Here is a 22399-nt window from a genome sequence, read left to right as displayed (position 1 = left end):
CTGCGCCCGGTTCCGGCCAGAAAAGACGTCTGTTTCTCTTCGACTGCTTAAGGACTACTGGACATGCTTGCCATTTTTACCCGGCTTTTCCCACTGTGGGCGCTGCTGCTCTCCTTCGCCGCTTTCACTGCACCCACCCCCTTTCTGGCCGTCGGCCCCTGGATCAGTACCCTGCTGATGCTGATCATGTTTGGCATGGGCGTGACGCTGCATATAGATGATTTTAAACGGGTGTTGCTGCGTCCGGCGCCGGTGATTGCCGGCACTTTTTTACACTATCTGGTGATGCCGCTGGCGGCATGGGGGCTGGCAAAACTGTTTCACATGCCGCCGGACCTCGCCGCCGGTATGATTCTGGTCGGCAGCGTGGCCAGCGGCACCGCCTCCAACGTGATGATCTATCTGGCAAAGGGTGACGTGGCGCTGTCGGTGACCATCTCCTCAGTGTCAGCGCTGGTTGGGGTGGTGGCGACTCCACTGCTGACGCGCTTATATGTCGATACCCATATCACGGTTGACGTGGTGGGCATGTTGTTGAGCATTGTGAAAATCGTGCTGATTCCAATCACCCTCGGGCTGATGGTGCACCACACCCTGAACCCACTGGTAAAGCGGATAGAACCCTATCTCCCCGCCTTTTCCATGATCTGTATTCTGCTTATCATCAGCGCCGTGGTTGCCGGCAGCCAGGGTTTTATTGGCTCCGTGGGGCTGGTGGTGATTGCCGCGGTGATCCTGCATAACACTATCGGTCTGCTCGGCGGCTACTGGGGCGGTAAGCTGTTTGGCTTTGACGAATCCACCTGCCGCACGCTGGCGCTGGAGGTCGGGATGCAAAACTCCGGTCTGGCCGCTACGCTCGGCAAACTCTACTTCTCTCCGCTGGCGGCCCTGCCCGGCGCCCTGTTCTCCGTCTGGCATAACCTGTCCGGCTCGCTGCTGGCGGGCTGGTGGTCCGGCCGCCCTACGCATAAAGATTAACCTCTCTGCCTCCGCCGAGCGGCCCGGACGCGTTGCCGGGCCGCTCGGCGCCGCACTCCACGCTGAACGCCTCCGACAAACACATCACATAACTTAATATTCTTCATGCCATGCCCGTTAACTGTCGATTAACTAGTCTAAATAAATCGTTTAGATTAACAAAACAAATACTTGCGATATAAAATATCGAAAGTAATATTAATGAATGTTTCTGTGTTTATTTTCTCTACCTGTTAATTAGAATACGTCGCTTATAGTTCATTAAAAAATACTGTCAGTTCGCAATGACGACGATTAAAGCTGGGCAAAAACCGCTCAGCCTATTAATTTTTATTGATAGAAAATAGAAGGAAGAGAAAATGAAAAAATCGCTTATCGCCCTTTTCCTGACCACGGTTATCAGCTTTACGCCGATCTTCGCGCAGGCCATCGATGGCACCATCAACTTTGAGGGGAGCGTCGAAGACAGCACCTGTTCAGCTTCCGTGACGGACGGTAATGGCAATAATAAGACCGTTCAAATGGGCTCGGTGCAAACCAGCAGCCTGCAAAATGCAAATGATACGGCGGGAGGGGCAACCTTTACGATTTCCGTAACCGACAGCGCCTCGGGCGGTGCCGGCAACTGTGATCTGACGGGGAAGACCGGTTCCGTTCGCTTTACGTCCATGAGCGGCACGGCGGGTGATAATCAGCAATATATTAAGTTAAAAGCCGACGGCGGCAAAGAAGCGAAGAACGTGGCCATTCGCCTGCTGGACAGTAACAACGCTGAATTGCTGATGGGCAAAGATTCCCCTGAGTACAGTCTGGAAAAACCACTCAGCTTTCAGGCGCAATATGTTGCTTTAGGCCAGGCGCAAGCGGGCTCGGCTGATGGCAAAGTCGGCTTTATCATCAGCTATAAATAATACGTTATCCCTCATAAAGCTTATGACCGGCGCAGCACTGCGCCGGAAAAAATGCAGACCAGGATGGATTGTATTTCCTCGACAAAAAACTTATTTGGATACGCTATGTCCCTGCGCACTTTTATCAAAAAAATGCTGCTCATTGCGCTTTTATCAACGATCTCTCTCTCCGCTGCCCGCGCTGGTATTATGGTCAATAAGACCCGGATCATATTTAATCAGAATGATAACAGCGCCACCGCCACTCTGAGCAACGTCTCTAAAGATAATTATGCCGTACAGGTCTGGATCAACGGCGAGAGCGAACGCAGCGATGAAGAAATTCCGTTTATCGTTACGCCAACGCTTTTTCGCGTCGCGCCTTCTGAGGAGCAAATCGTTAAGATTATCCCGCTGCCTCGCCCGGCGCTGCCCACCGATCGGGAGAGCGTGTATTACTTTAATGCACAGGAGATTCCCACGGTCAGTAAAACCGGCGCCAGCAATCAGCTGACCGTCGCGATTCGTACCCGGCTGAAACTCTTTTACCGCCCAACCGGGTTAGCCGGCTCGCCGGACCAGGCCGCGGCAACGCTCAAGTGGGCGCGAGTCGATCAGGGCGGTCAGGCACACCTGCGGGTCACTAACCCCTCGCCGTGGAACCTGAGCTTCTCTGAGATACGCTTCTCCAGCGGCGGTCATACCTTTAACGTGAGCGATCCCGTGATGCTGAAGCCCTTTAGCCACCACGATTATGCGCTGTCTGGCAAAACGGCTTCCCGCCAGGGCACTGTCCACTTTTCGATTATCAATGACTACGGTGGCATCTCACCAAAACCGGATGTGACACTGGACTGAGCGACGGCGCACGGATGACACGATGAACAGACAGTCACCTCAGTTTCGCGCTTCGTTACTGACCCTGGCGATTGGCATCGCGTGGGGAATGCCACCGCAGGCCGCCGGCAGTGAGGAGTTTGATCAGGACTTTATGAACCCCTCTCCGGCCGGTAGTAGCGATCGGCTGGACCTGAATGCGGTCCTGCAAAAGCGGGAGATGCCGCCCGGACAGTACCTGGTCTCCGTCTGGGTGAACCGCGACGAACTGGGACAGTATATGCTGGACTTTCGCCTGCAGGCAGGCAAGCTGGTACCTTGCCTGCCGACGTCGCTGCTGCAAGAGGCCGGCCTGAGTCGCTCCGCGCTGGACACCTTCGCAGACGCACACTGCGCGTCGCTCACTGAACACATTGCCGGGGCTACGATCGCTTTTGACAGTCAAAAGCTCAAGCTGATGCTGCAGATCCCGCAGCGTTTTCTGGACACCACGGCCAGAGGCTACATCGATCCCGCCGCGTGGGACGATGGCATTAACGCCCTGTTAGTGAATTATCAGCTGGCTGCGGCCCGGGTATCAGCCAAAAACAGCCGCAGTAGCGAGAATAAGAGCGCCTATCTTGACGGTGGCTTCAATTTTTATGGCTTCCACTTACGCTCCTCAGCCTCATGGAATGATCAGCGCCATTGGCAGACTTATAACACTTACGTGGAAAAAGATTTGCCCGGCACGCTCGGCAGCGCGCAGGCCGGAGAGCTATTTACCGGCGGAGACGTGATGGAAAGCGTGCCTTTTCGCGGTGTGCAATTTGGTTCCGTGGTGCAAATGCTACCCGACTCGATGCAAGGCTATTCGCCGGTGATTCGCGGCGTGGCAAATTCGCAGGCGAAAGTGGAAATTAAGCAGCACGGCTACTCTCTTTACACCACCTGGGTGCCACCCGGGCCGTTTGAAATTCGCGATCTGAATACGGCATCCGGCAATGGCGATCTTGAAGTGACCATCACCGAGGCCGACGGTTCGGTTCGTCAATTTACTCAGCCATTTGCCACGCTGGGTAATCTGCTGCGTCAGGGAACATGGCGCTACAACATCGCGATGGGCAAATATCAATCCCATTCCGGTGGCGGTGATTTTGTACAACCCGTATTTGGCCAGCTGTCGGGCGCGCGGGGGATGGGGCATGACATCACACTGGCCGCCGGCGCGACGATCAGCGACATGTTTCAGAAGGCGCAAATTAGCCTCGGTAAGAATCTTGGCCAATGGGGCGCCGTTGCGCTGGAAACGGCCTGGTCACGGACACACTATCGTGAGCTGCATAAAGCCGGTCAAAGTTACAGTCTGCGCTACGGGAAGGCGTTTGACAGTGGAACCAACGTACGCTTCGCCAGCTACCGCCACTCCACGGAGGGCTATCGCTCTTTTACTGAAGCGGTCAATGAGCGCCACGCTCTCCATCTGCTGGGCGGCACGGCGGACAATGAACGCAACCGGCTGGAAGTGTCACTGACGCAGAATCTTGGTGAAGGCAGCGCCTTCTATATGAACGTCTATCAACAGACCTGGTGGCACAGCGCCCGGAAGAGCCGACAGATACAGTCTGGATTCACAACCATGCTGGGCATCCTGAACGTAGGCATGTACCTCAGCCGGACATTTCATAAGAGCCAGAATCTGAAGGAACAGGATACTGAATTATCGCTGACGCTTTCAGTGCCGCTCGGCCGCATGAACGTTACCGCTTCGGGGAGTCGTCATGGCGACGGAGATTACAGTGAAAATGTGGGCCTTAACGGCTCCGCTGGCCAACACAGTCAGTTCAGCTACAACCTGAACCTGCAGCACCAGCAGCAGCAAAAGAGCACGGAATATGCGGCCTCCGGAGGCTGGCTGACGTCCTGGGCGCAGCTTAACGCCGGCGTGTCCCGCGGCCCGCAATACCATAGCGGAAATATGAGTGCCAGTGGTTCGCTACTGATGCACGCCGGCGGGGTAGAGTTCAGCCAGCGCCTGGGCGACACCGTCGGACTGGTTGAAGTCGATCACACGCCCGGCGTACGGTTACAAAATGCCCCCACGGCGGTAACCAACAGCCGCGGCTATGCGCTGGTGCCTTATCTCCGCCCCTATCGCGCTAACCGCGTGCTGCTGGATACGCGCAATGTGGATAACCGCGTCGATATTGATGGACGCGTTCAGCAAGTTTATCCACGACAAGGCGCGATTGTGGCCCTGCGCTATCGGGTGACGAAAAATCAGCGTTTGCTGGCCCAGCTCAAACGTCAGGATGGCAGCTATGTTCCGTTTGGTGCCGCAATATCGGATGAAAAAGGTAACGAATTGACGTTAGTCGGGCAGGCAGGACAGGCGCTCATTAATTTGCCCGAAGCGGAAAAGCGCGTGCGGATCACCGCCAGCTGGGGAATAAGCGCTTCGCAGCGCTGCGCAGCTGACATCACGGTAGACGGTGCTGCACACGCTGATGGTTTGAATTACAGTACCGCCGCGTGTCGTGGCCAAGTGAGTGAACAGCCCTGATGATCAATATAAAACCCATTTTTCTCCTGCTATTGTTTTTTACTTCGGCTGCCGGAGCCGCTCCCACCGCCACGAAATGTCAGTATTACACCAAGGGGTGGCTGGGGATAAAAACTTACAGTGATGCGACCCTTCAGGCATCCCGAACGCTCGGCGCGCAAGATATTCGCCGCAGCTGGACGCCGGGAACCGTAATTGAAACCGAAACGCGCACCGATCCGGTAAATTTTGGCAGTTACGAGGGACTGACGTGCGGAAAATCCGCCCAAATCATCAGCCGTATTACTAACGGTGCGCTGCTGCCCGATATTCGCGTCCCGGGCGTCGACAATAGCGACGGCAAGGTCCATTCCACGAATGTGCCCGGAATCGGCGTACTGGTAAAATTTAAGCTGAGCGGGGGCGCCTACGATGCGTTTTTTTTCCGACAACGTTTGACGCCGCCAATATGAGTGCATCACTCCCCCCGCAGTATTACGGCTTTGGCGTCTTCCTGATTAAAACGGGGGATGTCGAACCGGGGCCGCATCAGGTGACGACCACCATGGAGCTCAGCGCCGGGGGCTATACTTTTTTGCGCGGTTCGATGACCTTTTCCGTTCAGGCCGACAGCTGTACTGTCCCCGCCGACGCCGGCAGTAAAACGGTCAACATGGGCCATGTTGCCAGGGATGCCATCCGTCCCCCCGGCGTGACCGGCGCCCCGTTAAGCGCCTTCCACATTCCACTGACCCAGTGCGCGATCGGTAGCGCCTTAAGCAACATGGTTAACATTAAGTTTGACGGCGCGGCGGGCTCCGCCAGCGTTGGGCCTGAACAGGGCGTTCTGGGGCTAAAAAATGGTGCCACCGCGCAGGGAATTGGCATCCAAATTTTACGCGAAAACGGCAGCACGCCTGTCCCACTGGGGGTTTTTACGCCGGCGGCGCCGGTGCGGCCGGGAGAGATGACGCTGGATTTTCAGGCGCGCTACGTACAAACCCAGCCGGTGACGCTTTCCGGCTCCGCCAACGCTGCGGTAAACTTTACCCTAAGCTATAAATGACCCCGCGCGAGGCGGTGTGGATTATTCCCCGCCGCGTCTGTCGTCATCGTCGGGCTGCTCCAGCACGCTGTAGGCGACGGCGCAAAACAGCGAGTTTAAGCGCTTCATATCGCCCAGCAGCCCGAGATGCAGAGAACTGGTTTCCAGGCTTTGTACGTTGTGCTGATGCAGGCGCTCGACATGATCGTGGGCATAACGGCGGTTGGTGATGCGAAAGCGGTGTTTGGCGCGGCGCAGTCGTCGGGCACTGGTGATGTCACGCGAGAGAAACACCGACAGGCTGAGTCGCAGGTTGCCGAGCAGCTGTTCAAGTAACGTATCCAGCTCCTGAAGCCCCTCGGCAGAAAATGCCCGCCGCGCCGCCAGCGATTTATCTGCCACATCGCCCCCCATCCGCTCAATGATATCGCCCGCCATCTCGAGGTTCATCGCCGTTTCGATAATCTCCGCCCAGCGGCGGGAATCCTCCTGCGCCAGATCCTCCTTGGGCATCTGCGCCAGGTAGAGTTTGATGGCGGTATAGAGCACATCGACATCGTCGTCCAGCTTACGCACTTCGCGCTCGGCGCGCGGCTCGCCGTGCACCACGCGGCTCAGCCCCATCACCATCTGTTCCACCACGTCGCCAATACGCAGGGTCTCACGCGCGGCGTTGGCCAGCGCCAGCGTGGGTGTATCCAGCGCGCTGCTGTCCAGATGGCGCGGCTTAAGCCGCGACTCCGTTTCCGGCTCTTCGGCAATCAGCCGCTGACACAGCGCCGCCATCGGGGCGGCAAACGGTACCATGATCAGGCAACGAATCAGGTTGTAGAACAGGTGGAAGAAAATCACCAGCTCTTCGTCGTTCATCGGCAGTCGATCCAGCCAGGATGCCAGCGAATCAATAAACGGCAGTACTGCGAGACTGCCGATAAATTTAAACAGCAGGCTGCCAAGCGCCACGCGTTTACCTGCGGCGTTGGAGGCGCTGGTATTTAGCATAGCGACCAGTCCGCTGCCAAGATTGGCCCCTACCACCAGACAGAGAGCAACCTTAAAGGAGATCACACCGGTAGCGGTTAACGTTGCTGCGATCAGTACCGCCGCGAGGCTTGAATAGCTGATGATGGCAAAGACCGCCCCAATCAGCGCATCCATCATGATGTCACCGGTCAGGGAGGAAAAAATAACTTTTACCCCCGAGGCCTGCGTGATGGGGGCCGCGGCGGCAACAATCAGCTGCAGCGCCAGCAGAATCAGCCCCAGCCCAATCGCCGCGCGCCCCAGCTGTCCGGCACGGGTCTGTTTGCGCCCCAGAAAGAAGATCACGCCAAAGAAGATAAACAGCGGTGAGAGCCACGAGAGATCAAAGGTCAGCACCCTCGCCATCAGCGCCGTGCCAACATCGGCCCCCAGAATCATCACCAGCGCCGGGGTGAGTCCCATCAGTCCCTGAGCCACGAATGACGTCACCAGCATCGCCGTGGCGTTACTGCTTTGCACCAGCGCCGTCACGCCCAGTCCGGCGAGAAACGCCATCGGCTTACGCTCTACGCTGCGGCTCAGTATCCGGCGCAAATCGGCCCCCCAGACGCGCATGACGCCGCTGCGTACGATATGGGTTCCCCATACCAGCATGGCGACGGCAGACAGTAAATTCAGCAGCGTTAACACCTGTATCTCTCCTGGCCCTTAATGCTTACCGGCAACGCGCGCGGCGCGCCGTCTTAATAGTAGATAATAACAGCATGTTGGCGAGCAGGGTGCGATGTTCATCGTGACCGCGCGCCGGTATCCTCTTCCCTCCTGTCGCCGTACGGATATCACGTGGTCCGCCTTCACGGCCTGAGGAGTGGCACGTCCCGATCCCCTGCCGGGCGGGGAAGCGCTGCCGCGCCGATCGCATCCGGCTGTTAATATGTATGCGGAATACAGAGTGAATAATCGTAAAAAAACCCAGAAAAAAATAAATAGCGATACTATTAATCGCAAAAAATTGTAATCCGGTACTTAAAACTTTACCCATCGGCTGCGTTAACTAATTATTTACACTTTATTCTTCTTCACGGTATGATTTTAGGTGCGTTATCAACACGCCGTGCCCCTGCGGCTTGTCAGCATAGTACAACCCTGTCATACCGTGCGTCGCGGTATTCCCGGCTCGGGGCGCAGTCACGGAGCCGGGTCATTGGCACGCGGTTCTCTGCGACGCCACATTGAATAATCCAATATCGGGCACCCTTTTAAACAGCGCCAGAACCCGCCAGTCTTTTTCCCTGACGGGGATGAGTGACAATACTGTTCCGCCCGCGGACGGTAAGCTGCTTTATCCATTAATGATCACAATGCGTCAGGCCGCTTTCGCATCCTCATGCATTATTCACAGGCGCAGTCACCACCTGGTGCTTGCCTATAATCACGGAAATGATTAACGACGCAGTGAGAAAAAACCACAATAACTTACTGGATATTCTTCCCGGAAAATAAAAAATGAAATCAGCATCATTATTAATGTTCCTGCTACTCTGTTTTTTTTCAGTGCATGCACGCTCTGCCAACACGGTCGTACAGCCATCACATACCTGCATGTGGTCTACGGCGTGGAATATCTACGATGATACGATCAATGTCAGTGGAACATTCAGCGGTATCAGCGTGGCGCGATCGGCCCCCATCGGCAGCATTATTGGCGATGAAAAAACGCTGTATATTAACTGGAGTGGCTACGCCTACTTATACTGTTACTCTAATCCGATTATCGTTACGGCCATCAATACCTCAGCCGCCGCTCCGGTGGATGTGGTCGCTAACGGCTATCCCACATCGGCCGGCAGGGTCTTTCCGACTAACATCCCCGGTGTGGGCGTCTTAACGCGAATAAAAACGTTCGGTAACATTAAAGACTCCCTTTTTTTCCCGCTTAATCAGCAGGTTCCTGCTGGTAGCTACACTTATACGCCTACCCTCGGCGTCCTGCTGGTGAAAATCGGTGACATTGAGCCGGGTACGCACGTGGTGAAGGGAAAGTCGTCGCTGACCACGCTGAACAACACCTTTCTGACCTCAGACTTCTCCATCACGCTGACCGCAGAGAGTTGTACGGTAGCGAACGCCGGCGCGGTCACCTCGGTCCCGATGGGGAATGTCTCCATCAGCACCCTTCACCCGACGAGTAAACCGCAGCGCTTTCAAATTCCATTGACCAATTGCGCAACCGGTAGCAGCCTGAACAATATCGTCAATGTCACCTTCACGCCCGTCAATGGCTCGACGATAGTCGACGCCGTCAACGGCATCACAGGCCTGGACAGCACCTCTACGGCGAAGGGCGTGGGAGTTCAGATCTTGCGGGAGGATGGCGTTACGGCCTTTCCGCTCGGTACCGCCACGCCGGCGGGTGCCATCACGCGCGGCGAAACGGTACTGAACTTTTATGCGCGCTACATTAAAACGGCGGACAGTCCGCAAGCTGGCCGCGCCAATGCCAAAGTCAATTTTACCGTTAGCTATAAATGAGTTTCAGTCGGCGTCATAGCCCAGATTCGGTGCCAGCCAGCGCTCCACCTCGCCGATCGCCATGCCCTTGCGCACGGCGTAATCCTCAATCTGATCGCGCTGCAGCTGCGCTACGGCAAAGTATTTACTCTCGGGATGGCTGAAGTACCAGCCGGCAACCGACGCGCCCGGCCACATGGCAAACGACTCGGTCAGGCGCATACCGGTATGGTGTTCAACGTCAAGCAGCCGCCAGATTTGCGCTTTTTCCGTGTGCTCCGGACAGGCCGGATAGCCCGGAGCCGGGCGAATGCCCTGATAGTTTTCGCGGATCAGCTCGTCATTACTGAGATTTTCGTGGGCGGCATAGCCCCAGATGACCTTGCGCACCCGCTCATGCAGGTATTCGGCGAACGCTTCGGCCAGTCGGTCAGCCACCGCTTTCACCATGATCTTGTTGTAATCATCATGCTGGCGGTCAAACGCCTCGGCCAGCGCATCTTCTTCCAGCCCGCCGGTCACGGCAAACGCGCCGAGATAATCGGCCTTACCACTGCTTTTGGGCGCGATAAAATCTGCCAGGCAGTAGTTAGCAAAGCCGGATTTTTCTGTCTGCTGACGTAAGTGATGACTTACTTCAATAACCTGAGAGCGCGATTCATCGGCGTAAATCTCGATGTCATCGCCGACCCGATTAGCCGGAAAAATCCCCACAACGCCGCGAGGCGTCAGCGAACCTGCCGCCGCCAGGCTGTCGAGCAGCGCATTGGCATCGGTAAACAGCCGCTGCGCTTCTTCACCCACCACGTCATCCTCAAGGATGCGCGGATATTTTCCGGCCAGCGACCAGGTCATAAAAAACGGCGTCCAGTCGATGTAGTTGCGTAACGTCGCAATGCTGGCCTGCACCGGGCTGACGCCGGGGCGGTGCGCAACCGGCGGCGTATAGCCCGCCCAGTCCCAGGCAAAATCATTATCGCGCGCCGTTTTTAGCGTCACCGGTGGAGTGCGCGGCTTCTTACGCCCGTGCTGGATGCGCACCGTGTCATACTCCCGGCGCGTGCGGGCGACAAACGCGTCGCGCTGGCTGGCTGACAGCAGCGCCGATACCACGCCAACAGTACGCGACGCGTTTTGTACGTAGACCGTCGGACCGCTGTAGTGCTGCTCGATTTTTACCGCCGTGTGTGCCTTCGAGGTGGTGGCGCCGCCAATCAGCAACGGCAGTGTCAACCCCTGGCGTTCCATCTCTTTCGCCACGTTAACCATCTCATCCAGCGACGGCGTAATCAGTCCGGACAGACCAATGATATCCGCCTGTTGCTCGATGGCAGTTTTCAAAATCTTATCGCTGGGCACCATAACGCCAAGGTCAATGATCTCGTAGTTGTTGCACTGTAAAACAACGCCAACGATATTCTTGCCGATGTCGTGCACATCCCCTTTGACCGTGGCCAGCACGATTTTGCCGTTGCTGCTGCCCTGCGCTTTGCTGGCCTTGATAAACGGTTCCAGATAGGCGACCGCCTGCTTCATGACCCGCGCCGATTTGACCACCTGCGGCAGGAACATTTTACCCTCGCCAAACAGATCGCCGACCACATTCATCCCGGCCATGAGCGGACCTTCAATCACCTCAATGGGCCGGCTGGCGTTCAGCCGCGCGGCTTCCGTATCTTCCTCAATAAATTCAGTGATGCCCTTAACCAGCGCATATTCAAGGCGTTTTTCGACCGCCCAGCTTCGCCACTCGGCCTGCAGCTTGCTGCTGTCATCGTCGTTTTTGCTGCCGCGATAGCGTTCTGCCAGCGCCAGCAGCCGCTCGGTGCCGTCATCGCGACGATGGAGGATCACGTCCTCCACGGCCTCGCGTAATTCAGCGGGTAAATCGTCATAGATCGCCAGCTGACCGGCGTTAACGATGCCCATGTCCATCCCGTTGCGGATGGCGTAGTAGAGAAACACCGCGTGGATCGCTTCGCGCACCGGATCATTGCCGCGAAACGAAAACGAAACGTTGGAAACACCGCCGGAAATCAGCGCGTGCGGCAGTTCGCGCTTAATGTCTTCGCAGGCGCCGATAAAATCCATGGCGTAGTGATTGTGCTCTTCAATACCGGTGGCCACGGCAAAAATGTTCGGGTCAAAGATGATGTCCTCCGGCGGAAACCCGACGTCTTCAGTCAGCAGCCGATAGGCGCGGCGGCAGATCTCAATTTTGCGCGCGCGGGTGTCGGCCTGGCCGACCTCATCAAACGCCATCACCACTACCGCCGCGCCGTAGCGGCGTATCCGCCGCGCATGATCGAGAAACTGCGCCTCGCCCTCTTTCATCGAGATCGAGTTGACGATGCCTTTACCCTGAATACACTGCAGCCCTTTCTCGATAACCTCCCAGCGCGAGGAGTCGATCATGATTGGCACGCGGGCGATATCCGGCTCGCCGGCAATCAGGTTGAGGAAGCGCACCATCGCCGCCTCGGCGTCGAGCATGCCCTCATCCATATTGATATCAATGAGTTGCGCGCCACTTTGCACCTGCTGCAGCGCAACCTCCAGCGCTTCGTTGTACTTTTCTTCTTTAATCAGCCGCTTAAACTTCGCGGATCCGGTAACGTTGGTGCGTTCCCCGACGTTCACAAACAGGGTATCTGCACCGATGTTGAGCGGTTCCAGCCCGGAGAGCCGGCAGGCGATCGGCAGGGTTGGCAGCGGGCGCGGCGGTACGTTTTCCACCGCGCGCACCATCGCCGCAATGTGCGCCGGCGTGGTACCGCAGCAGCCGCCGACAATGTTTAAAAAGCCGGCGCGCGCCCATTCGCCAATCTGCCCGGCCATGACATCGGCATCGAGATCGTATTCCCCAAAGGCGTTCGGCAGCCCGGCGTTAGGGTGAGCGGTGACGTAGCCTTCGGCAATGCGCGACAGTTCGGCAACGTACATCCGCAGCTCATCCGGCCCCAGTGCGCAGTTCAGACCAAAGGAGAGCGGCTGCGCGTGGCGCAGCGAGTTGTAAAACGCTTCGGTCGTTTGCCCGGAGAGGGTCCGCCCGGAGGCGTCGGTGATGGTGCCGGAAATCATCAGCGGCAGCGTCACCCCCAGCGCATCAAATTCCGTCTGGACGGCAAAAATGGCCGCCTTGGCGTTCAGCGTATCGAACACCGTCTCAATCATAATGAGGTCTGCACCGCCGGCGATCAGCGCGCGGGTCGACTCCCGGTAAGCTGCGACCAGCTCCATAAAGGTGATGTTACGAAAGGCGGGATCGTTCACGTCCGGCGAGAGAGAACAGGTGCGGTTGGTAGGGCCCAGTACGCCAGCAACATAGCGTGGCCGCTCGGGTGTGCGCGCCGTCCAGGCATCGCAGCATTCGCGCGCCAGCCTGGCCGCGGCGAGGTTCATCTCCGCCGACAGCGCGCCCATTTGATAATCCGCCATGGCGATTGACGTGGCGTTGAAGGTGTTGGTTTCCAGAATATCGGCACCGGCCTCGAGGTAGCCGTGATGGATTTCGCGAATGATCGCCGGCTGCGTCAGCACCAGCAGATCGTTGTTGCCCTTCAGATCGCACGGCCAGTCGGCGAAGCGCGCCCCGCGATACTCCTGCTCCTCCAGCCGGTAGCGTTGGATCATCGTCCCCATGCCGCCGTCCAGCACCAGGATACGGTTGGCCAGCTGCTGGTACAGTGCGTCGATTCTGTTGCTCACGTCAATCCCTTCCTGCGTCCGCTGGCACGCTGCCAGCAGGACATACTGGCATATCTTCTGCGTGGGTAAAAGCTAACCATGCTGAGACATCTTCAGGCCAGTTAGCCGACAGATCCGACCAGACTCACAGCAGTTGCATTGTGCGCCAATAAAACGAAAATGATTTCCATATAGTGAAATTTACAGGAGTTCGTATGGCTACCCCCGCTCCCGCCAAACGCGGTAAAAAACCCCGCGCCGCCGCCGATAAAAGCGCCGTGCCCACCGGCCAAGTGCAGTCGCTGACCCGCGGCCTGACGCTGCTGGAGCTGATTGCCGAATCGCACGGCAGCGTGGCGCTGACCGAGCTGGCCCAGCAGGCTGGTTTACCGAACTCCACCACGCATCGTCTGCTGACCACCATGCAGCAGCAAGGCTTTGTACGTCAGGTGGGCGACCTCGGCTACTGGACCATCGGCGCCCACGCTTTTGTGGTTGGCAGCAGCTTTCTGCAGAGCCGCAACCTGCTGGCGATGGTGCACCCGATGCTGCGCAAGCTGATGGAGGATTCTGGCGAAACGGTGAATCTGGCGGTGCTGGATTTGAGCGATCACCAGGCGGTGATCATCGATCAGGTGCAGTGTACCCAGCTGATGCGCATGTCGGCGCCGATTGGCGGCAAACTGCCGATGCACGCCTCCGGAGCCGGCAAAGCCTTTCTCGCCAACCTGAACGATGAGCAGGTCAGCGAGCTGCTGCATCGCAAGGGACTGCATCACTACACGCCACGAACGCTGATGGCTCCGCAGGGCCTGAAGGAGAATCTGGCACAAATCCGCAAGGCAGGCTTTTCATTTGATGATGAGGAGCACGCCCTCGGCCTGCGCTGCGTCGCCGCCTGTATTTATGACGAACACCACCAGCCCTTCGCTGCGATTTCCATCTCCGGCCCGCTGTCGCGCATTACCGACGACCGGGTAACCGAGCTGGGGGCGCTGGTGATTAAGGCCGCCAAAGAGATCACCCGCGAATACGGCGGCGGACGCTAAGCCGGACGCGCGGTGGCGGCGGCAAAGCGTACGCAGAAGCGCTGCCGCCGCCGGTAGGCATAGACGTCTTCAATGTGTCCATCGCGAATGCGCTGCTGCAGCCCGCGCCAGTAGCTGGCCTGAAACAGTTCACCGTGCATCTCATCAAACAGCGCCGCAATGGCCGGATCGGCGCACAGGTAGTGGCGGAACTCCTCCGGGAAAACATCCTGCGGTGAGACGCTGTACCAGGGGTCGTGACTGAGTTCGTCCTCCGGATAGCGGGCGGCAGGGATATCGCGAAAGCACATCTCAGTCATATAGCTGATTTCATCGTAGTCGTAAAACACCACCCGCCCGTGACGGGTGACACCGAAGTTTTTGTACAGCATATCGCCGGGAAAAATATTTGCCGCCGCCAGCTGACGGATGGCGTTGCCGTACTCTTCGATCGCCTCACGCCGTTCCCGGTCGTTCGCCCGGGCCAGCCAGATGTTGAGCGGGGTCATCCGCCGCTCCAGGTAGAGGTGGCTGATGATCAGCATACCGTCACGCTCGCTTAGCTTCTCCGGCACTTCCCGCAGCAGATCGGCCAGCAGCGCCGGGCTGATTCGCGCCTTTTCCAGCGCAAAGTTTTCAAACTCCTGGGTATCGGCCATGCGCCCAACCCGATCATGCTCTTTGACCAGCTGATAGCATTCGCGCACCCGCTCTGCCGTCACCTCTTTCTGCGGCGCAAAACGATCTTTGATCACTTTAAACACCCGATCGAATCCCGGTAGCGTGAACACCAGCATGACCATCCCTTTGACGCCCGGAGCAATGACATACGGCTCATCCGTCTGGCGTATATAGTGTAGAAATTCGCGATAGCTTTCGGTTTTACCGTGCTTTTGACAGCCGATCGCCATGTACAGCTCGGCAGTGCTTTTACCCGGCAGGATCTCGCGTAGCCACTCGACCAGCGCCGCCGGCAGCGGAGCATAGACCATGAAGTAGGAGCGGGCAAAGCCGAAGACAATGCTGGCTTCGCGCCGCCGGGTCAGGCAGGTATCGACCACCAGCTCCCCCTCATCGCTACGGTGGATCGGCAGGAGAAACGCAAATACGCCGGACGGCAGGCACAGCTTGCCCACCAGCCAGGCGGCTTTGTTCCGATAAAACAGCTCATTCGCCACCTGCAAATATCCCGCGGCCAGCTGGTCGGCGGCAAAGTTTTCCTGCAGGTGGGCGTAAATGTAGTCGGCATCGCGCGCGACGTTTTGCCACGGCAGGCGCAGCGGCAGCTCGGTCAGCATCCGGGAGAGCATCGCCGGCCACCCCTTGTCGCCTGGCGTAAAGCGCCGCGCCAGCGGACGAGGGAACGATTTGAAGCGGCGCTCCGGCTGGGCGCTGAAGATAAACAGCCGCTCCGGGGTGAGAGCCTGATGATTAAATAACCGGCAGTAGACCGAGTTGAAAAAGCTTTCGGCAATTTCGAAGCGCGGGTATTCGGCCAGCATCCCGGTATACAGGCTTTTAATCCGCGCCAGCAGCGCCGGATCGGTTTGCCGGCCGCCGGTCATGCAGCGCAACTGTTCCACAACCAGCCCGACGTGATGATCGTAGAGATGGATACGGGCTTTCATCGCCTGCTGCACTGCCGGCCAGTCAGCCTGTTCAAAACGTTGCTGCGCCCCGGCGGTGATCTCCAGGAAGCGACCATACTGGGCGTCAAAGCCCTGCAGAATGGTGTGCGCTATCAGCGATTCCAGAGGGGGCATCGGATAATCTCCCGATCGAACGCAACGGTGACGGATGCCCTCCCACCGATAGCGGCGGGAGGGTCGGATGGCCCGGACGGGCGATCAGAATTGCTGCTCCTCCGTCGACCCGGTCAGCGCCGTGACCGATGAGGCGCCACCCTGAATGATCGTCGTGACGCTGTCGAAGTAGCCGGTACCCACCTCCTGCTGATGCGCGGAGAAGGTATAACCCCGATCGCGGGCGGCAAACTCCGGCTGCTGCACTTTTTCCACATAGTGACGCATTCCCTCGCCCTGCGCGTAAGCGTGCGCCAGATCGAACATGTTGAACCACATGCTGTGGATGCCCGCCAGGGTAATGAACTGAAAGGCATAGCCCATCTCCGCCAGCGACTGCTGAAAGTGCGCGATGGTATGGTCATCGAGATTTTTCTTCCAGTTAAATGACGGTGAGCAGTTATAGGCCAGCAGCTTACCGGGAAAGCGCGCATGAATGGCATCGGCAAAGCGTTTCGCCAGCACCAGGTCCGGCGTGGAAGTTTCGCACCACAGTACGTCAGCCCAGGGCGCATAGGCCAGACCGCGGCTAATGGCCTGATCAATCCCGGCGCGGGTGCGAAAGAAACCTTCCGCCGTGCGTTCGCCGGTCACAAACGCGCTGTCGTAGGGGTCGCAATCCGAGGTCAGCAAATCGGCGGCATCGGCATCGGTACGGGCAATCAGCACCGTCGGTACGTCCATTACGTCCGCCGCCAGTCGCGCGGCGATCAGCTTTTGAATCGCTTCCTGGGTCGGCACCAGAACTTTACCGCCCATATGACCGCATTTTTTCACCGCGGCCAGCTGGTCTTCAAAGTGAACCGCCGCCGCCCCCGCGGTAATCATCGCCTTCATCAGCTCAAAGGCGTTAAGTACCCCGCCGAATCCTGCTTCAGCATCCGCGACGATCGGCAGAAAATAGTCGATATACCGCGGATCGTCACGATCGATACCGCCGGCCCACTGGATCTGATCGGCGCGGCGGAACGTGTTGTTGATCCGATCCACCACCGCCGGGACGGAGTTGACCGGATAGAGCGACTGATCCGGGTACATGCTGCCGGCCAGGTTGGCGTCCGCCGCCACCTGCCAGCCCGACAAATAAATCGCTTCTACGCCGGCTTTCGCCTGCTGCAGCGCCTGCCCCCCGGTCAACGCCCCGAGGCTGTTGATATAGCCTTTTTTTGCCCCGCCGTTGAGCAGGCTCCACAGTTTTTCAGCACCGCGCTGCGCCAGCGTGCAGGCCGGATTGACCGACCCCCGCAGCTTGATGACCTCTTCCGCCGTGTATGAACGGGTAATGCCCTGCCAGCGCGCATCGCGCCACTGCTGTTGCAGCTGCTCAATTTGTTGGGTACGAGAAGTCATGGGATGCTCCTTATTATCAGGCCAGTAAGCGGTAACCCGGCAGGGTTAAGAATTCAACCAGTTCAGATTCGGTGGTGATGCGCTCCATCAGGCGGGTAGCCTCCTCAAAGCGTCCCTGACTAAACCGCTGATCGCCCAGCTCTTCCTGGATCACCCGCAGCTCTTCGCCCAGCATGCGCCGGAATAGCGCAACGGTGACCACTTCACCGTTGCTCAGGGTTTTTTGATGACGTATCCATTGCCAGATCGAGGTACGGGCGATCTCGGCGGTGGCGGCATCTTCCATTAATCCGTAAATCGGCACGCAGCCGTTTCCGCTAATCCACGCTTCGATGTATTGCACCGCCACGCGGATGTTGGCCCGCATTCCGGCTTCGGTGCGCTCACCGTCACAGGGTGCCAGCAGCATGTCGGCCGTAATCGGAGCATCTTCATCGCGCCGCACATCCAGCTGGTTGTGCCGCTCGCCCAGCGCCTGATCGAACACCTCGCGCACGGTATCGGCCAGGCCGGGATGCGCAATCCAGGTGCCGTCATGGCCGTTAGCCGCCTCACGCTCCTTGTCCGCACGCACTTTATTCAGTACCCAGGCATTACGTTCGCGATCCTTGCTGGGAATAAACGCCGCCATTCCCCCCATCGCAAAAGCGCCGCGCCGGTGGCAGGTTCTGATCAGCAGTCGTGAGTAAGCATCCAGAAAACCTTTATCCATGGTCACCGACTGACGATCTGGCAGTACCCGATCGGGATGCTGCCTGAGCGTTTTGATGTAGCTAAAGATGTAGTCCCAGCGCCCACAATTGAGTCCGACAATATGATCACGCAGGCTCCACAGGATCTCGTCCATCTGGAACACCGCTGGCAGGGTTTCAATCAGCAGCGTGGCCTTGATGGTGCCGCGCGGCATATTAAAGCGGTCTTCAGCGTAGCTGAAGACTTCGCTCCACCAGGCCGCTTCGCGCCACGATTGCGTCTTAGGCAAATAAAAATAGGGACCGCTACCCTTCGCCAGCAGCGCTTCCGCGTTGTGGAAAAAGTACAGGGCGAAGTCAAACAGGCAACCGGGAATCGGTTCACTGCGCCAGGTCACGTGCTTTTCCGGAAGATGCAGGCCGCGCACGCGACAGATCAGCACCGCCGGATTCGGCTGTAGCTGATAAATTTTTCCCGCCTCATTGGTGTAACTGATTGTGCCGCGCACCGCATCGCGCAAATTAATCTGCCCGTCGATCAATTTGTCCCATTCCGGTGCAAGGGAGTCCTCAAAGTCAGCCATGAACACGTTGACGTTAGCATTAAGTGCATTAATGACCATTTTGCGATCCACCGGCCCGGTAATCTCGACCCGGCGATCCTGCAGATCGCGGGGGATGCCGCGTATCGTCCAGTCACTTTTTTTAATGGAATCCATTTCCGAAGAGAAAGATGGGCATTTTCCCGCATCATACTCGCGCTGGCACAGCGTACGTTCCGCCAACAGTGCGGTACGTTTTGGTGCAAAGCGCACCACCAGTTCACGGAGAAAAGCGACGGCATCATCGGTCAGAATTTGCCGGTTTTTTTTTCCATCCTCATGATTAAAAACAAATTCATCGGTTAATGTCTGCTGCATTGGCGCCGCCCTCATCGTGAAGATCTTACCCTGCGATCGCGATCCGTCATGGAACACGCTATCGCCTGTTTTTTCGCCTGTCGATCCTCACTATAACGATCGAAAAATTAAAATCAAAACCTATTTCCATTTAATTGAACAAAATTAAATAACTAACTGATTAAATTAGTATTTTTATAATCAAAATAATGGTTTTCGATTTTGTTATTTAACAGAGGCAAAAAAAGGGCCGCCAGTGCGGCCCCAGGGAGGAGAGTCGCTTTACTCGAGGGTTGGATTCATCTGACGCAGATCGTACGGCGTAATCTGATAAACGTAGTAGTTCAGCCAGTTAGTGAACAGGAGATTGCCATGACTGCGCCAGCTGGCGCGCGGCGGTCGCTGGGGATCATCGTTCGGAAAGTAGTTTTCCGGCACCGGCGGCGCCAGTCCGGCCTCAACATCGCGGAGATACTCATTCGCCAGCGTGAACGCATCATATTCGGGATGACCGGTAACGAAGGCTATCCGCTTATCCGGGCTGGCAAACAGGTAGGCGTCCCCCTCCGCCGACTCAGCGAAGATCTCCAGATCGGTATACTGGCGAATCAGGTGAGCAGGAAAATCGGCGTAGCGTGAATGCGGTGCCAGGAAGGTGTCGTCAAAGCCCCGCGTCAGCAGCGCATGCGGATGACTTATCGTGTGTTCAAATACGCCTGACAGTTTGGTTTCTCGCGTTTGTTTGGGGATACCGTACAGAATATTCAGTGCCGCCTGCACCGCCCAGCAGACGAACAGCGTCGAGGTCACGTGCTCTTTTGCCCAGTGCAGCACCCTTTCAATTTGTGGCCAGTAAGCAACGTCGCAAAAGTCAACCAGGCCCAGCGGTGCGCCGGTTACGATCAGCCCGTCGTAATTGTCATGCTGGATATCTTCGAAGTTACAGTAGAAGTTGTTCAAATGTTCGCTGGGGGTGTTCCGTGATTCCCGACTATCGATGCGCAGCAGCTGGATGTCGATCTGTAACGGAGAATTCGACAGCAGCCGTAGAAACTGATTTTCCGTTTCAATTTTTTTTGGCATCAGATTCAGCACCAGCACCTTCAGCGGACGGATCTCCTGCGTGCTGGCGCGTGAGCTGGTCATCACAAAGACGTTCTCTTTGCGCAAAAAGCTCACGGCGGGTAAATCATCGGGAACCCTGATTGGCATTGCCCACTTCCTCACTCATAACACTATAACCGTTTAGACATCCAGATGCCTGAAGATACCCCGAATCTCCGGCGCTGTCGAGTGATGAGGCGATGGATGAAGATGTTTCAGGCTGCCGATCCGGCCGGCCTGTAGCCGGCCGCTTGTCGATCAGAAGTCGTAGCGCAGACGCACCAGATTCATATCGCCGAGGTTGTCGCTGCTGGAAGTAAATACGTGCTCATAATCCACGCGAAAGCCGTAGTCGAACTGAAAGGTGATCCCAAGGCCGTTATCAATGCGATGATAGTCACGCCCCGTGGTGTATTGCAGTCGGTCCCCCATGATATAGGGCTGTACGCTTTTCAGCGCCGCCCGCCCCACAGGCACCTTATAACCGGCAAAATATTCAATGCCCCAGGCATCGCCAGCAAAGTAGCTGTCCGGTCGATGACTGGCCGTCTTCAGGAAGTTTTTATACCAGCCGCCGCCGGCAGCAAAGGTCCATTGCGCCGGCGTCCAGCTCAGTGCGGTGCCAATAATGTGCTGATCGTAGCGTTTGGCATCGCCGCCAGCGGGCCGCTTGATCTCCGCGCGCGTCTCATTCCACGCAATGCCCCACACCAGGTCCGGAGAGAAGTGATAGTCGACACCCAGCGATCCGCCGCCCTTACGCCGATAGCGCGTACCGTCACCGGGCAGGTATTCGCTGTCGGGAAACAGCCAGGCCCCGTACAGCTCGGTCTGACCATAGCGGTTTTTGAACTTCATCTGCTTACGGGCGCGGTAAGAACCGTCGTAGTCACCGCTGATGCCATTTCCCGGCGCCTGGCCCAGCATATCATCGTCCCAGATATCGGTTTTCGCCCCCACCACATCGTAGTAAACGCTGTTCTGCTGGCCAAGGGTCAGTGTCCCCATCTCTCCGGCCTTCAGGCCGGTATAGAGCATCCGTTTTGTGGTATTAGGGGCACCCGGCGCGTAGTGCGGCTCCCAGTTAAACACTTTAGGGACATTGACCCCCACTTCGTAGTAGGTAATCCAGCTAACGCCATCGCGCAGGGCGTAATCGGCGCTGAAGCGGAACCGCGTGCCGCCATCAAAACCGTTACGCTTAAACGATCCTTTATCGCCGCTGCCGGTCATGTTATTGAATTGCGGGCGAATACTGCCGCCAACCGCCAGATTCAAACGGCTAAGCCAGTCGGGATTGTCCCGATCCTGCTGCAGCAGGGTGACTTCTGCCAGCGCAGCGCTGCTCCACAACACGCTGCCCCATACGATAGCCTGCGCCGCCCCTCTTCCCTTTGTGCCCTGTTTTGCCATTACTCACTCCGTGATGCAGTTGTTCAGCTACGTTCTTTTAAGCGGCTGGTGATTTTGAAAGAGCCGGGCGGGGATTACTGGGATTTTTGTGCTAAGCAGGCATGAACCGCTTTTTTAGTCTATTGCTGTATAAAAAAGCGTAATTTGCGGAAAAATATCCTGCACGGCTTGGAGATAGTCAGGTCGTCACCGCAGGAAAGTAGGGAAATAGTTAGCGCCCCTGCAGCATCCGCTCAGCCCCTGGTATCTGTTTGCCGCCTGCGATGCCCCCGCCATTCCACTGACCCTGGCCCGGGACCTCTAGCGGGCCAGGGGCGATCGACGCGCCGTGTGGGCCCGCGCCGGCGGCCGCGATCGCCCGACCCACGCCCTGCTGCACGCCACGCTGGCCGCACCGCTGGCCGCCTTTCTGGCGCGCAACGAACGGCGCGTACTGGCTTTTTTCAGTCAGTGCGGAGGGCTGGCGGTTGAGTTTGATACGCCCGCCGCTTTTGCCAATATCAATACGCCCGCGGCGCTGCTGGATAGCGGGGAGGGGCGCTGATGCGCGGCGCGTCGGGGTGGCGGCCGCGCGGGGCGCCTGAACGCAAAAAAACCCGACCGTCGGGCCGGGGCGCCCGCCGCAAACCGCGCGCAAAACAAAAGGCCCGGTCTT

The 22399-nt window shown here is 57.5% G+C and carries 16 protein-coding genes; 9 read left to right on the top strand and 7 right to left on the bottom strand.

Features of this window, described 5'->3' with window-relative positions; translation table 11 throughout:
• Positions 1 to 63 precede the first annotated feature (63 nt).
• From panS to BS626_RS13010, 6 genes are all read left to right on the top strand, one after another.
• Complete coding sequence (gene panS, locus BS626_RS13035) at positions 64 to 981, top strand: ketopantoate/pantoate/pantothenate transporter PanS (RefSeq protein ID WP_075182836.1); 918 nt, start codon at positions 64 to 66, stop codon at positions 979 to 981.
• Positions 982 to 1340: 359 nt separating this feature from the next.
• On the top strand, positions 1341 to 1892 hold the full coding sequence (locus BS626_RS13030; protein ID WP_075182835.1) for a fimbrial protein: 552 nt from the start codon (positions 1341 to 1343) through the stop codon (positions 1890 to 1892).
• 105 nt (positions 1893 to 1997) lie between these two features.
• The gene (locus BS626_RS13025; RefSeq protein WP_075182834.1) at positions 1998 to 2729 is read left to right on the top strand and encodes a molecular chaperone; all 732 of its coding nucleotides are present in this window, start codon (positions 1998 to 2000) and stop codon (positions 2727 to 2729) included.
• A gap of 22 nt (positions 2730 to 2751) precedes the next feature.
• The gene (locus BS626_RS13020; protein WP_075182833.1) at positions 2752 to 5250 is read left to right on the top strand and encodes a fimbria/pilus outer membrane usher protein; all 2499 of its coding nucleotides are present in this window, start codon (positions 2752 to 2754) and stop codon (positions 5248 to 5250) included.
• The gene (locus tag BS626_RS13015; RefSeq protein ID WP_075182832.1) at positions 5250 to 5702 is read left to right on the top strand and encodes a hypothetical protein; all 453 of its coding nucleotides are present in this window, start codon (positions 5250 to 5252) and stop codon (positions 5700 to 5702) included. The genes BS626_RS13020 and BS626_RS13015 overlap by 1 nt, the downstream gene beginning before the upstream one ends.
• Positions 5699 to 6295 (top strand): fimbrial protein, encoded by a 597-nt coding sequence (locus BS626_RS13010; RefSeq protein WP_075182831.1) that lies wholly within the window; start codon positions 5699 to 5701, stop codon positions 6293 to 6295. Before BS626_RS13015 ends, BS626_RS13010 begins: the two co-directional genes overlap by 4 nt.
• A gap of 21 nt (positions 6296 to 6316) precedes the next feature.
• Here the strand turns inward: BS626_RS13010 and BS626_RS13005 are convergent, their stop codons facing one another.
• The gene (locus tag BS626_RS13005; RefSeq protein WP_075182830.1) at positions 6317 to 7948 is read right to left on the bottom strand and encodes a Na/Pi cotransporter family protein; all 1632 of its coding nucleotides are present in this window, start codon (positions 7946 to 7948) and stop codon (positions 6317 to 6319) included.
• A 912-nt stretch (positions 7949 to 8860) separates the two neighbouring features.
• Here BS626_RS13005 and BS626_RS13000 point away from each other — a divergent pair.
• On the top strand, positions 8861 to 9790 hold the full coding sequence (locus tag BS626_RS13000) for a fimbrial protein (protein WP_170870465.1): 930 nt from the start codon (positions 8861 to 8863) through the stop codon (positions 9788 to 9790).
• A gap of 3 nt (positions 9791 to 9793) precedes the next feature.
• On the opposite strand, the gene metH is transcribed toward BS626_RS13000, so the two are convergent.
• Positions 9794 to 13477: a methionine synthase gene (metH, locus tag BS626_RS12995; RefSeq protein ID WP_075182828.1), complete on the bottom strand. Its 3684-nt coding sequence runs from the start codon at positions 13475 to 13477 to the stop codon at positions 9794 to 9796.
• Positions 13478 to 13671: 194 nt separating this feature from the next.
• Here metH and iclR point away from each other — a divergent pair, with 194 nt between their 5' ends.
• On the top strand, positions 13672 to 14505 hold the full coding sequence (gene iclR, locus BS626_RS12990; RefSeq protein WP_075182827.1) for a glyoxylate bypass operon transcriptional repressor IclR: 834 nt from the start codon (positions 13672 to 13674) through the stop codon (positions 14503 to 14505).
• On the opposite strand, the gene aceK is transcribed toward iclR, so the two are convergent.
• The 5 genes from aceK to BS626_RS12965 form a co-directional block, all read right to left on the bottom strand.
• Positions 14502 to 16247, bottom strand: a complete 1746-nt coding sequence (aceK, locus tag BS626_RS12985) for a bifunctional isocitrate dehydrogenase kinase/phosphatase (protein ID WP_075182826.1) — start codon at positions 16245 to 16247, stop codon at positions 14502 to 14504. The genes iclR and aceK overlap by 4 nt on opposite strands.
• Before the next feature lie 84 nt (positions 16248 to 16331).
• Positions 16332 to 17636: an isocitrate lyase gene (aceA, locus tag BS626_RS12980; protein ID WP_075182825.1), complete on the bottom strand. Its 1305-nt coding sequence runs from the start codon at positions 17634 to 17636 to the stop codon at positions 16332 to 16334.
• A gap of 16 nt (positions 17637 to 17652) precedes the next feature.
• Positions 17653 to 19248, bottom strand: a complete 1596-nt coding sequence (aceB, locus tag BS626_RS12975; RefSeq protein WP_075182824.1) for a malate synthase A — start codon at positions 19246 to 19248, stop codon at positions 17653 to 17655.
• Positions 19249 to 19509: 261 nt separating this feature from the next.
• Positions 19510 to 20439, bottom strand: a complete 930-nt coding sequence (gene metA, locus BS626_RS12970; RefSeq protein ID WP_075182823.1) for a homoserine O-succinyltransferase — start codon at positions 20437 to 20439, stop codon at positions 19510 to 19512.
• A 150-nt stretch (positions 20440 to 20589) separates the two neighbouring features.
• Entirely contained in the window at positions 20590 to 21744 is a 1155-nt protein-coding gene (locus BS626_RS12965; RefSeq protein WP_075182822.1) for a porin, read from the bottom strand.
• Between the two features lie 328 nt (positions 21745 to 22072).
• Between BS626_RS12965 and BS626_RS12960 the strand changes: the two genes are divergently transcribed.
• Positions 22073 to 22288, top strand: a complete 216-nt coding sequence (locus tag BS626_RS12960; protein ID WP_075182821.1) for a hypothetical protein — start codon at positions 22073 to 22075, stop codon at positions 22286 to 22288.
• Positions 22289 to 22399 lie beyond the last annotated feature (111 nt).

The sequence above is a fragment of the Pantoea sp. 1.19 genome (assembly GCF_001922585.1).
In the GTDB taxonomy this organism is placed as follows: domain Bacteria; phylum Pseudomonadota; class Gammaproteobacteria; order Enterobacterales; family Enterobacteriaceae; genus 1-19.
Note: the sequence above shows the minus strand (reverse complement) of the source record. Positions and strands in the feature narration are given on the sequence as shown.